Origin of the sequence: Streptomyces boluensis (genome assembly GCF_009908195.1) — a bacterium.
In the GTDB taxonomy this organism is placed as follows: Bacteria; Actinomycetota; Actinomycetes; order Streptomycetales; family Streptomycetaceae; genus Streptomyces; species Streptomyces boluensis.
Genome location: NZ_JAAAHS010000230.1, coordinates 1 through 12,381 on the forward strand (window position 1 = coordinate 1; position 12,381 = coordinate 12,381).

The 12,381-nt window shown below is 72.8% G+C and carries 11 protein-coding genes; 8 read left to right on the top strand and 3 right to left on the bottom strand.

Features of this window, described 5'->3' with window-relative positions; all coding sequences use genetic code 11:
* A partial coding sequence (locus GUY60_RS24705; protein WP_161701493.1) for a serine hydrolase domain-containing protein occupies positions 1-508 on the top strand: 508 nt, incomplete at its 5' end.
* Between the two features lie 26 nt (positions 509-534).
* Here GUY60_RS24705 and GUY60_RS24710 read toward each other — a convergent pair.
* From GUY60_RS24710 to GUY60_RS24720, 3 genes are all read right to left on the bottom strand, one after another.
* Positions 535-1,386: an EamA family transporter gene (locus GUY60_RS24710; RefSeq protein WP_161701495.1), complete on the bottom strand. Its 852-nt coding sequence runs from the start codon at positions 1,384-1,386 to the stop codon at positions 535-537.
* Between the two features lie 109 nt (positions 1,387-1,495).
* Positions 1,496-3,172, bottom strand: coding sequence for a penicillin-binding transpeptidase domain-containing protein (locus tag GUY60_RS24715; protein ID WP_161701518.1), 1,677 nt, complete (start codon positions 3,170-3,172; stop codon positions 1,496-1,498).
* A gap of 296 nt (positions 3,173-3,468) precedes the next feature.
* Positions 3,469-5,223 (bottom strand): dolichyl-phosphate-mannose--protein mannosyltransferase, encoded by a 1,755-nt coding sequence (locus tag GUY60_RS24720; protein ID WP_161701502.1) that lies wholly within the window; start codon positions 5,221-5,223, stop codon positions 3,469-3,471.
* Between the two features lie 89 nt (positions 5,224-5,312).
* Between GUY60_RS24720 and rsmI the strand changes: the two genes are divergently transcribed.
* From rsmI to GUY60_RS24755, 7 genes are all read left to right on the top strand, one after another.
* Positions 5,313-6,191: a 16S rRNA (cytidine(1402)-2'-O)-methyltransferase gene (rsmI, locus tag GUY60_RS24725; RefSeq protein ID WP_161701504.1), complete on the top strand. Its 879-nt coding sequence runs from the start codon at positions 5,313-5,315 to the stop codon at positions 6,189-6,191.
* Positions 6,192-6,362: 171 nt separating this feature from the next.
* Positions 6,363-6,809, top strand: a complete 447-nt coding sequence (locus tag GUY60_RS24730) for a hypothetical protein (protein ID WP_161701506.1) — start codon at positions 6,363-6,365, stop codon at positions 6,807-6,809.
* A 22-nt stretch (positions 6,810-6,831) separates the two neighbouring features.
* On the top strand, positions 6,832-7,710 hold the full coding sequence (locus GUY60_RS24735) for a TatD family hydrolase (protein WP_161701508.1): 879 nt from the start codon (positions 6,832-6,834) through the stop codon (positions 7,708-7,710).
* 143 nt (positions 7,711-7,853) lie between these two features.
* Positions 7,854-9,161, top strand: a complete 1,308-nt coding sequence (locus GUY60_RS24740; protein WP_281368564.1) for a resuscitation-promoting factor — start codon at positions 7,854-7,856, stop codon at positions 9,159-9,161.
* Between the two features lie 57 nt (positions 9,162-9,218).
* The gene (gene rsmA / locus GUY60_RS24745; RefSeq protein WP_161701512.1) at positions 9,219-10,088 is read left to right on the top strand and encodes a 16S rRNA (adenine(1518)-N(6)/adenine(1519)-N(6))-dimethyltransferase RsmA; all 870 of its coding nucleotides are present in this window, start codon (positions 9,219-9,221) and stop codon (positions 10,086-10,088) included.
* Positions 10,089-10,982, top strand: a complete 894-nt coding sequence (locus GUY60_RS24750) for a 4-(cytidine 5'-diphospho)-2-C-methyl-D-erythritol kinase (protein ID WP_161701514.1) — start codon at positions 10,089-10,091, stop codon at positions 10,980-10,982.
* An 84-nt stretch (positions 10,983-11,066) separates the two neighbouring features.
* On the top strand, positions 11,067-12,381 hold a 1,315-nt coding region (locus GUY60_RS24755; RefSeq protein ID WP_161701516.1), incomplete at its 3' end, for an acyltransferase family protein.

Here is a 12,381-nt window from a genome sequence, read left to right on the forward strand (position 1 = left end):
CAGCGGCCCCCGGCTGCGACCGAAGCGGAACGTGGCCGAGGCGTACGCCGACCCCGAGTCGCTGACCCGGCGGGCCTTCGGCGCCCTCGCGGCCGTCGACGAGAACGCCCCCGAGTACCGCGCCGCCGAGCTGCCCGCCTCCAACGGCATCGCCACGGCCCGCTCCCTGGCCCGGCTCTACGCCGCCCTGATCGGTGAAGTCGACGGCCGGGCACGGCTGTTCGCGCCCGCCACGGTCGCCCTCGCGCGGACCGAGGAGTCGGCGGGCCCGGACCGGGTGCTCGTCGTGAACACCCGCTTCGGGCCGGGCTACATGCTGCACGGCCCCTCGTCCCCGCTGCTCGCCACGGGCTCCTTCGGGCACCCGGGGCGCGGCGGCCCGCTGGCCTTCGCCGACCCCGAGTCCGGCATCGGCTTCGGGTACGTGACCAACGGCCTGCAGAGCAACGTCACGGCGGACCCGCGCGCCCAGTCGCTGGTACGGGCCGTGCGGGCGTCCTTGGCGTGACGGTCCGCGCGTCCCTGGTGTGACGTTCAGCCGGTGTGCAGCATCAGGCCGATGCCGACCACCATCAGGCCCGCCGCCGCGATCCGCGGTACCCCGAAGCGCTCCTTGAAGAACACCGCGCCGATCGCCGCCCCCACGATGATCGACGACTCCCGCAGCGCCGCGATCGGGGCGAGCGCCGCCCGGGTCTGGGCCCAAAGCACGAGCCCGTACGCCGCCACCGAGAGGCCCGCCCCGACCAGGCCGCGGATCGCGTACGGGCGCAGCAGGGACGGCAGTTCGGAGCGGTGCCGGTAGAGCGCGTACGCGGGGATCGCCAGGCCCTCCAGGATCATCAGCCAGGCGATGTAGCCGAGCGGGGTGCCCGAGGCGCGTACGCCCACGCCGTCGACGACCGTGTACGCGGCGATGGACAGGCCGGTCGCGAGCGCCGCGACGATCGCCGGCCAGTGCGGGCGGGCCCCGGAGCCGCGGATGCCCCACACGGCGAGACCGACGAGTCCCGCACAGGCCACGGCCACACCGGTCAGCTGCCAGCCGTCGATGCGCTCCCCGACGAAGACGGCGGCCGCGACGGTCACGACGAGCGGCGCCGTACCGCGGGCGATCGGATACATCTGGCCGAAGTCGCCGAGGCTGAACGACCGCATCAGCAGGGCCTGGTAGCCCACGTGCAGCACCGCCGAGGCGATCAGCGCGGGCCAGGCGCCCGCCGCCGGGAGCGGGGCGAAGCAGGCGAGGGCGGCGCCGATCAGGGCGCCGCCCCCGGATATCAGGGTGAACGCGAGCAACTGGTCCTTGATGCGGTGCGCCAGCGCGTTCCAGCTGGCGTGCGTGACGGCGGCCAGGACCACGGCCGCCGCGACCAGGGGCGTCACGCGGACCGCTCGGCGGAGCGGGGGTGGGCTGTGTTCATGCCCCGCACGCTAGCTGTACGTGTACGGGGCATGCGACCAGGTATCGGCCCTTGGCCGGGACGCGTAAGCCCTACGCCCCGCCCTTCAGCACCGCCGCCACCAGCGGACCGGACGACGAGCCGCCGCGGCCGCCCTCCAGCATGACCGCCGCCGCGGCGAGATCTCCGCGCCAGGCGGTGAACCAGCCGTTGGGCTTCTTCTGGCCGTCGACCTCGGCCGAGCCGGTCTTGCCGCCGATGTCGGGGCCGAGGCCCGCCATCGCCTCGGCGGCCGAGCCGGACGTGGCCGTGTAGGTGAGGAGTTCCTTCAACTGGGCCTGCGCGGACGGGTCCAGGGTGCGCGGCGCGGTGGCGAGGGTGCGGTCGTCCACGTCGGGGGAGACGAGGTACGGCTGCCGGAACGTGCCGGTCTTGGCGGTCGCGATGACCGAGGCGACGTTCAGCGGGCTCATCCGTACACCGCCCTGCCCGATCAGCGAGGCGGCCATCTGTGCGTCGGCCTGGACCGGGACGGCGCCGTCGAAGGTGGAGACGCCGCTGGTCCAGTTGCCACGGCCGAGGCCGAAGACCTGCTGGGCCTGCTTGGTCAGGTCGTCGTTCTTCAGCTTCTCCGCCTGCGAGATGAAGGCCGTGTTGCAGGACGCCGCGAAGCTGGAGCGGAACGTGCCGTTCTTGATCTCGAACTTCTCGACGTTCTGGAACTTCCAGCCGCCGTACTCCTGGTACTTGGGGCATGGGTGCGGCTTGTCGATGCCCGCGAGGCCCTTCTCCAGGAGCATCGACGCGGTCACGATCTTCATCGTGGAACCGGGCGCGAGCGAGCCCTGCAGCGCGATGTTCATGCCGGACGCGTTGGAGTTCGCGGCCGCGAGCACCTCGCCGGTGGACGGCTTCAGGAGGACCACGGACGCCCGCTGCCGCTTCGCCACCTGGGCCTCGGCGTTGGCCTGCGCGGTGGCGCTGAGGGTGGTCTCGACCGTGCCGGGCGTGCCCTTGGCGAGCGTGAGCAGCGTCTTGTCGGGCAGCGCCTTGCCGTCGCCGCCGTCCTGCTTCTCGGTGGCCGATCCCTTGCGCACGATGCGGAGTTCGACGCCCGGCTTGCCGCCGGACGTGGCGCCGTACTTCTCGCGCAGCGAGTCGAGCACCGTGCCGAGCGAGGGGTACTTCGCGACGGTCAGCTCCGTGCCGTCCCGGTCCACGGCCTTGATCGGCGGCTTCCCGGACTCGTCGGCGCGCAGCGAGTCGCCCTCGCGCAGCTCCGGGTGGACCACCGACGGCTGCCAGCGCACGACCGGCTTGCCGCTCTCCTTGTCGCGTACGACGGTGAGTTCGGACTTGTACGCGAAGGGCTTGCTCGTTCCCTCGTACGAGGCCACGGCCGCCACCGAGAACGGCACCGTCGCGCCCTTCGCGGTGCCCGGCTCCAGCTTCACGTCGGTGAGGTGGGCGTCCTTGCGGAATCCGGTCAGGGCGGTCTTCGCGGCCGTCGCGTCATCGGTGCGCTTCGCCGCTCCGGCCGCGTCGCCCTTCGCCCACGCGGCGAGGAACTCGCCGGTGGTGGTGCGGACTTCGGCCGCGCTCGGCGGGCCCTGCTCGACCTCGGGGCGGTCACCGGCGGCCTGCTGCTCGACCGCCTGCCCGCCGCTCTTGTCCTCGCTGCCGGTCAGGGCGTACGCGGTGAACCCCGCGCCCGCCGCGACCACGGCGACGGCGCCGCCGATCAGGGCGATCCTGACTTCCTTGCGCATCCCCTTCGCGGAGCTCACCGCTCCGGCGCCCGCCCCGTCCTGGGGTTCCATGGGCTCTCTCATGACCACAGCTTGTTCCTCCGCAGATGCCCCGTGCGCTCAGACCTGACCGGCCGAATGGGCACCCTATAGGTGTCAGATGACGTGTCGTACCGGCCGGGTGCCCGAGGGGCATGTACCGGCCCGCTCCCCCTACTTGACGGTCGCGGCGACCGACGCAGTCGAGCGGAGCGTACGCGGCACACATGAAGGAACAGCCCGCCGTTATACGAACGGGACCAACGGGACGCCGCTGCCTAGACCCATGTGTCGAACCACATCCGGGCCCGCCACGAATCCACCGGAATCGGGGTGCCCGTGTAAATGGGCCAGAAATAGATGAAGTTCCAGACGATCAGCAGGACCAGGACGCCCGCCGTCACCGCGCCGCCGATGCGGCGGCGCTCCGTGGAGCCCGGGGGCCCGAGAATCGCGCCGACCATCATGGCCACGGCCAGGCACAGGAACGGCACGAAGACCACGGCGTAGAAGTAGAAGATCGTGCGCTGCTGGTACATGAACCACGGCAGGTACCCGGCCGCGATACCGCACAGGATCGCGCCCGCCCGCCAGTCCCGGCGCAGCGCCCAGCGCCACAGCGCGTACGCCACCGCGAAGCACGCCGCCCACCACAGCAGCGGGGTGCCCAGGGCGAGGACCTCCGCCGCGCACTTGTCGCCCGCGTCGACGGGGCAGCCGTCCTTCCCGGGCGCGGGCGACTCGTAGTAGTAGGAGACGGGGCGGCCGAGGACCAGCCAGCTCCACGGGTTGGAGTCGTAGGTGTGGCCGGAGGTCAGGCCGATGTGGAACTGGTAGACCTCGTACTCGTAGTGCCAAAGGGAGCGCAGCCAGTCCGGCAGGAACGACCAGGCGCTGTCCTTGCCCTCGGTGTTCGCCCAGTTCCGGAAGTAGCCGTTGTCGCTGGCGATCCAGCCCGCCCAGGACGCCACGTACGTACCGATCGCCACCGGCACCGTCGAGACGAACGCCGGGAACACGTCCCGCTTCAGGACCGACAGATACGGGCGGCCCGCGCCCGCGACGCGGCGGGCGCCGACGTCCCACAGGACCGACATCAGGGCGAACGCGGCCAGGATGTACAGGCCGTTCCACTTCGTGGCGAAGGCCAGGCCGAGGCAGACCCCGGCGGCGATCCGCCACGGCCGCCAGCCGAGGCGGGCGGTCTCGGCGACCTCCGCGTCCGGCCGTACGAGCCCGTCGTCCACCGGAAGCATCGCGAGCAGCCGCGCCCGTGACCAGTCCCGGTCCACCACCAGGCAGCCGAACGCGGCGAGCACGAAGAACATCAGGACCAGGTCGAGCAGCGCGGTCCTGCTCATCACAAAGTGCAGGCCGTCCACCGCGAGCAGCCCGCCCGCCAGGCAGCCGAGGAACGTGGAGCGGAACAGGCGCCGCCCGATCCGGCAGAGCAGCAGCACCGACAGCGTGCCGAGCAGCGCGGTCATGAACCGCCAGCCGAACGGGGTGAAGCCGTGCATCCACTCGCCGAGCGCGATGACCCACTTGCCGATCGGCGGATGCACCACGTACGCGGCGTCGGTGCCGAGCGGCACGTCCGAGCCGAGCCGGATGACCTCGTCGTTGTAGTCCTTGGGCCAGTTCACCTCGTAGCCGCGGTGCAGCAGCGCCCAGGCGTCCTTGGCGTAGTACGTCTCGTCGAATATCACCTTGTCCGGGCGCCCCAGGTTCCAGAACCGCAGGGCCCCGGCGACGAGCGCGACGAGTAGCGGGCCGGCCCAGGCGAGCAGCCGGTTCAGCGGCGCCACCCGGTGCGCGGGCACCCGCAGCGCGTCCCACACCCGCGGGCCGGGTCCGGTGTAGGGCGGGACCAGGCGTTCCTCGACCCCGGTCCTGGGCGGGGCGGAGTAGCCGAATCGGCGCAGCCGCCGCTGCCAGGCCGGCTGCGGCCGCTCGGCCGCCTCGGTGGCCGGGCCCTGCTCCGCGTCGGGTTCCGCGTCGGTGGAGTCCGTGGTGGACGCTGCACTGGTCACCGCGCCATCGTAGGGAACGCCGCTGTGCGCGGGCCGGGGTACTCGCCTCCCGGGCGGGGCCGTCCCTTTTTCCCTGCGAGGATGGGCGCGTGACAGCAGGAACTCTCGTACTCGCAGGCACCCCCATCGGCGACACCTCCGACGCCCCGCCCCGGCTCGCCACCGAGCTGGAGTCGGCGGACATCGTGGCCGCCGAGGACACCCGCCGGCTCCGCCGCCTCACCCAGGCGCTCGGTGTGCAGCCGGCCGGCCGGGTCGTCTCGTACTTCGAGGGCAACGAGGCGGCGCGTACGCCCGAGCTGGTCGAGGCGCTCGCGGGCGGGGCGCGGGTGCTGCTCGTCACCGACGCGGGCATGCCGTCCGTGTCCGACCCCGGGTACCGGCTCGTCGCGGCCGCCGTCGAGCGGGACATCAAGGTCACCGCCGTGCCGGGGCCGTCCGCCGTGCTCACCGCGCTCGCGCTGTCCGGGCTCCCGGTGGACCGTTTCTGCTTCGAGGGCTTCCTGCCCCGCAAGGCGGGCGAGCGCCGCACGCGTCTCACCGAGGTCGCCGACGAGCGCCGCACCCTCGTCTACTTCGAGGCCCCGCACCGCCTCGACGACACCCTCGCCGCGATGGCCGAGGCCTTCGGCGCCGAGCGCCGCGCGGCCGTCTGCCGCGAGCTGACCAAGACGTACGAGGAAGTGAAGCGCGGCCCGCTCGGCGAGCTCGCCGCCTGGGCCGCCGAAGGGGTACGCGGCGAGATCACCGTCGTCGTCGAGGGCGCCCCGGAGTCCACCGAGGAGCTCGACGCGGACGAGCTGGTACGCAGGGTGCAGGTGCGGGAGGAGGCGGGGGAGCGGCGCAAGGACGCCATCGCCGCGGTGGCGGCCAACGCGGGGCTACCCAAGCGCGAGGTCTTCGATGCGGTGGTCGCGGCAAAGAATGCGGCTCGCAGCGCGCCACAGGACGGCAAAGGACTATCGTGAAAGGCAAAGCCCAGGCCGCGCACCAGGCGGTTTTTCCTTGGAGAAGGCCAAGAACGCTCCAATATCTCGACAGGCCTGATGCGCTCCCACCGCGAGCGGGCGTCCACTGGATGTGAAGGGACGCAAGCCCGGTCCCGGTACGTGCTTGTCCAGCGGACAAGAGGAGCTGGCATGAGTGAGACCACCGGCCGCATCGCCACGGGTATGCCGCACGAGGCCATAGCCACTGTTCAGGAGTCGTACGCCTTCGCCTGCATGCGCTGCGGGCACGGCTGGGAGCAGTCGTACGACATCGAGCACTTCGTCGACGGCTCAGGCGCCGAATTCGTGATGTACGTGGTCGACGGCCATCGGGTGCCGTCCCCGCTGACCCGGCCGACCTGCACGAACTGCGGCGGCCACGTCGTACGGATCATGCGGGCCGGGCAGGTGTCCTCCGTCCAGAAGATCCCCTACGGGCAGCCCTTCGAGTACGGCGGTCAGTCCGCGGCAGTAGCCGAGGAGGACGTGGCGCCCGAGTCGTCCGGTGCGGACATCGCTCCCAAGTCGGAGCACCACTGGCACCTCTCCGATCTGCTGCACCCCTTCCGGCACCACCACGAGAAGAAGCAGCTGTAGGCAGGTTCGTAGGATCGGGTGCATGAGCCCGAAGGACGCCAAAGACGCACCGCCGCCGCTGCCGGAACCCCTGCGGGTTCCGGTCGCGGATTCGCACACCCACCTCGACATGCAGTCGGCCACGGTCGCCGAGAGCCTCGCCGACGCCGCGGCGGTCGGCGTGACGACCGTGGTCCAGGTCGGCTGCGACCTCGCGGGCTCCCGCTGGGCCGCCGAGACAGCGGCCGCGTACGAGGCGGTGCACGCCACGGTCGCCCTGCACCCCAACGAGGCGCCGCGGATCGTCCTCGGTGACCCCGACGGCTGGTCCCGGCAGGGGGCACGGCAGCCCGGCGGTGACGCCGCGCTCGACGAGGCGCTCGCCGAGATCGACAGGCTCGCCGCGCTGCCCCAGGTCAAGGGCGTCGGCGAGACCGGGCTCGACCACTTCCGTACCGGGCCCGAGGGCAAGGACGCGCAGGAGCGGTCGTTCCGCGCGCACATCGAGATGGCGAAGCGGCACGGCAAGGCCCTCGTCATCCACGACCGCGAGGCGCACGCCGACGTGCTGCGGGTCCTGAAGGAGGAGGGCGCCCCCGAGCGCACCGTCTTCCACTGCTACTCCGGCGACGCGGCGATGGCCCGGATCTGCGCCGAGCAGGGGTGGTTCATGTCCTTCGCCGGCAACGTCACCTTCAAGAACGCCCAACCGCTGCGGGACGCCCTCGAGGTCGCGCCCGTGGAACTCGTCCTGGTCGAGACCGACGCCCCGTTCCTGACCCCCGCGCCCTACCGCGGTCGGCCTAACGCGCCCTATCTCATTCCGGTCACGCTACGGGCGATGGCCAAGGTGAAGGGCCTCGACGAGGACGCGCTGGCGGAGGCGGTACGTGACAACACGGCGCGCGCATTTGATTACTGACCGATAACGCGCGAGGCCCGACAGCTCGGGGCAGGGCCGCGACGCACGGTGACATCGCGACACCGGGTGACCGTACGGCTTTGGAGAGTGACGAACGCTCCGCTAGGTTCTGCTCGCCCGAAGTTGGACCGTCCCTGGAGCGCTTGGTCGTGAACGTTGATTGGCGAGGGTCGACCGTTGATTGGCGCGACTCGACCGTCGCACCGCCACGGGGCTCCGCCCCGGACCCTGCTCCTCAAACGCCGGAGGGGCTGGATTTGCCGGTCCCGACGAATCTGCCGGCGCCGCCGAATTTGCCGGCCGCGCCGACGGGCAACCGGGCCGCAGCGCGACGGGCCGCGCGGCGTAAGCAGGTCGCCGAACGGCCCGAAGCGCTGCGTCGCCTGCTGCCGCAGGCCCTCGTCGTCGCGTTTCTCGCCGGGGGTACCACCGCGTTCCTCGCCGAGGACAAGGCCGTCCGGCTCTCCGTCGACGGCAAGCCCCGCACCCTGCACACCTTCGCGGACGACGTCGGCGACCTCATCGCCGACGAGGGCCTCGCCGTGGGCGCCCACGATGTCGTCGCGCCCGCACCCGGCACCCCGCTCGCCAACGGCGACGAGGTCGTCGTGCGCTACGGCCGGCTCGTCCACCTGACCCTCGACGGGGAGCGCCGCCAGGTGTGGACCACGGCGCACACCGTCGACGGCGCGCTGCACCAGCTCGGGGTGCGCGCGGAGGGCGCGCACCTGTCCGCCTCCCGCTCCCGGCGGATCGACCGGGACGGGTTCGCCATCGACGTACGCACCGAACGCACCGTGACCGTCATGGCCGACGGCCGCGAGCGCACCGTCCGCACCAACGCGGCGACCGTCCGCGAAGCCGTCGCCGCGGCCGGGGTGGCGCTGCGCGGCCAGGACACCACCTCCGTACCGCCGGACTCCTTCCCGCGCGACGGCCAGACCGTCACCGTCATGCGGATCACCGGCACCAGGGAAGTGCGCGAGGAACCCATCCCGTTCGAGGTGCGGCGCACCGAGGACGCCACGCTCTACCACGGCACCGAGGTCGTCGAACGGGCCGGACGGCAGGGCTCGCGCCGCGTCATGTACGCCCTGCGCACCGTCAACGGGGTCCGGCAGAGGCCCCGCATGCTCGGCTCCGAAGTGGTGCGGGCCCCGCAGGAGCAGCTCGTCAAGGTCGGCACCCGGCCGCTGCCGACCACCGTGCAGGGCGCCGACCACCTCAACTGGAACGGGCTCGCGCAGTGCGAGTCCGGCGGCCGCCCCGACGCCGTCGACCCCTCCGGCACGTACGGCGGGCTCTACCAGTTCGACACCGGCACCTGGCAGGCGCTCGGCGGCACCGGCCGTCCCCAGGACGCACCGGCCGAGGAACAGACGTTCCGGGCGAAGCGGCTGTACGTGCAGCGGGGGGCGAGCCCTTGGCCGCATTGCGGCGGGCGGTTGTAGGTCACCGAGCCGAGAGCACCGGTCAAGGCGTCCAAAAGCGCCGCTTACCCTTGACCCGTGAGCAACAGCGCGAGCCCCGACGCCCTCCTCGGTCCGGCCGACATCCGCGAACTGGCCGCTGCCCTGGGCGTACGCCCCACCAAGCAGCGCGGCCAGAACTTCGTCATCGACGCCAACACCGTCCGCCGGATCGTCCGTACCGCCGAAGTGCGGGCCGACGACGTGGTCGTGGAGGTCGGGCCCGGACTCGGCTCGCTGACCCTCGCGCTCCTGGAGACCGCTGACCGGGTCACCGCCGTCGAGATCGACGATGTGCTCGCCGCCGCGCTGCCCGCCACCGTCGAGGCCCGGCTGCCGCAGCGCGCCGACCGCTTCGCGCTCGTGCACTCCGACGCGATGCTCGTGGACACGCTGCCGGGCCCCGCGCCCACCGCGCTCGTCGCGAACCTGCCGTACAACGTCGCGGTGCCCGTGCTGCTGCACATGCTCGCCACCTTCCCGACCATCGACCGCACCCTCGTGATGGTGCAGGCCGAGGTCGCCGACCGGCTCGCGGCCGCGCCCGGCTCGAAGGTGTACGGAGTGCCGTCCGTGAAGGCCAACTGGTACGCGCGGGTCAAGCGCGCCGGTTCCATCGGCCGTAACGTCTTCTGGCCCGCGCCGAACGTCGACAGCGGACTGGTCTCCCTGGTCCGGCGCACCGAACCGGTCGACACCACCGCCACCCGCGAGCAGGTCTTCGCCTGTGTGGACGCCGCGTTCGCGCAGCGCCGCAAGACGCTGCGGGCCGCGCTGTCCGGCTGGGCCGGTTCGGCGCCCGCCGCCGAGGCCGCCCTCGTCGCGGCCGGTGTCTCGCCGCAGGCGCGCGGCGAGTCCCTCACCGTCGAGCAGTTCGCGAAGATCGCCGAGAACCGGGAAGTGGCGTAAGTGAGTGTGACGGTCCGCGTACCCGCCAAGGTCAACGTCCAGCTCGCCGTCGGCGGCGCCCGCCCCGACGGCTTCCACGACCTGGCCAACGTCTTCCTCGCGGTCGGCCTGTACGACGAGGTCACCGCGGCGCCCGCCGACGGGCTCACGGTGACCTGCGCGGGCCCCGACGCCCACCAGGTCCCGCTCGACCACAGCAACCTCGCGGCCCGCGCGGCCCTCGCCCTCGCCGAACGCCACGGCCGCACTGCCGACGTACATCTGCACATCGCCAAGGACATCCCGGTCGCGGGCGGCATGGCCGGCGGTAGCGCGGACGCGGCGGGTGCGCTGCTCGCCTGCGACGCGCTCTGGGGCACCGGTGCCAGCCGCGCCGAACTCCTCGACATCTGCGCCGAGTTGGGCAGCGACGTGCCGTTCAGCCTGGTCGGCGGCGCGGCCCTCGGTACCGGGCGCGGTGAACTCCTCACCCCGCTCGAGGTGGGCGGCGCGTTCCACTGGGTGTTCGCCCTCGCCGACGGCGGCCTCTCCACGCCCGCCGTGTACCGCGAGTTCGACCGCCTCTGGGAGGGCCGCGACGTGCCGGTGCCCGAGGCGTCGCCCGCGCTCGTCGACGCGCTGCGCACCGGCGACGCGGCCGCCCTCGCGGCCACCGTCACCAACGACCTGCAGCCCGCGGCGCTTTCGCTGTTCCCCTCGCTGCGCGCGACCCTCGCCGCGGGCGAGGCGGGCGGCGCCCTCGCCGCCCTGGTCTCCGGCTCGGGCCCGACCACCGCGTTCCTCGCGAAGGACGCCGAGTCCGCGCACTCGCTCGCCGACGCGCTGCGCGCCTCCGGCACCTGCCGCGCGGCCCGCGTCGCCGCGTCCCCGGCGCCGGGCGCCACGCTGCTCTGAGCTCCACCGGGCGTACGTACTCAGGCCGGGGTTTGAGTACCTGAACCCTGACGCGGCCCCGGCTCCGGCCGGGACCGTGCAGGCATGGAAACCACCGCCACGTCCGGACGCGTCCGGCAGCTCGCCGAGGCCACCCCGGCCGGCCGGGACCGCTACGTCGACCTGCTGCGCGTCGCGTCCCTCGGCACGGTCGTCCTCGGCCACTGGCTGATGGCCGCCGTCAGCACCGGCGCGGACGGAACCGGTGCGGACGGACAGGTCGAGGTCGGCAACCTGCTCGCCGTCGTCCCCGAACTCCAACTGCTCACCTGGGCCCTGCAGATCATGCCGGTGTTCTTCTTCGTCGGCGGCTTCGCGCACGCCCTGTCGTACCGCTCGCTGCGCGCCAGGACCGACTCCGGCCAGCTGTACCCGGCGTTCCTGCGCGCCCGGCTGCAGCGCCTCCTGCGCCCCACGATCGCCTTCGTGCTGCTCTGGGGCGCGGCCGCACTCGCACTCCAACTCCTCGGCGCGGGCGGGGGGTTGCTCGACGTGGCGCTGCGGCTCGTCGCCCAGCCGCTGTGGTTCATCGGGATCTACCTCGCGATGGTGGCGTTCACCCCGCCCCTGTTGAAGGCGCACGAGCGGTGGGGCTGGGGCGTGTTCGGCGCGCTCGTCGGCGCGGCCGGCACGGTGGATCTGCTGCGCTTCGCTCTCGGCGTCCCGTACGTCGAGTTCCTCAACTTCGCCTTCGTCTGGCTCGCCGTGCACCAACTCGGCTTCCTGCGCGCCGACGGCCGGCTGCGGGTGCGCGGTGTGCCCGCCGCCCTCGCCGCCTGCGGCCTCGCCGGTGCGGTGGCCCTTGTGACGTACGGCCCGTATCCGCTGTCGATGGTCGGCATGCCGGGCGAGCGCGTCTCCAACATGGCCCCGCCCACCTTCGCCCTCCTCTGCCACGGCCTGTGGCTGGTCGGCGCGGTCGAGCTGGTCCGGCGGCCGGTCACCGGGTGGCTCCAGCGGCCCCGCGTCTGGCGCGGCGTGATCGCCGCGAGCGGCATCGCCATGACGGCCTTCCTGTGGCACCTCACGGCGATGCTCGGCGTGTACGGAGCGCTGCTCGCCCTCGACGTACGGCTGCCGGCGCCTGCGAGTGGGGGGTGGTGGGCGCAGGTGCCGGTGCGTCTTGCCGCGGCGGCGCTGGTCACGGCCCTCCTCGTCGCGGCCTTCCGCCGCTTCGAACGCCCGGCCGCGGCCCCTACGGCACACACCGGCTCGGGCCCGCTGGCGGCCGTCGGCGTCACGCTCTGCCTGTTCGGCGTGCTCGGCCTGTCGATGGTCGGCTTCGGCGGGCTCCTGGAGGGGCGTACGGCGGTGCTGATCGCGGTGCCGGTCTCGGCTCCGGTGGCGGTGGGGATGGTGC

Coding starts and splice junctions, on each gene's coding strand:
- GUY60_RS24715 (WP_161701518.1), bottom strand. CDS start 3,172: ATGCGCAAGGAAGTCAGGATCGCCCTGATCGGCGGCGCCGTCGCCGTG.
- GUY60_RS24730 (WP_161701506.1), top strand. CDS start 6,363: ATGAGTGAGACCACCGGCCGCATCGCCACGGGTATGCCGCACGAGGCC.
- GUY60_RS24735 (WP_161701508.1), top strand. CDS start 6,832: ATGAGCCCGAAGGACGCCAAAGACGCACCGCCGCCGCTGCCGGAACCC.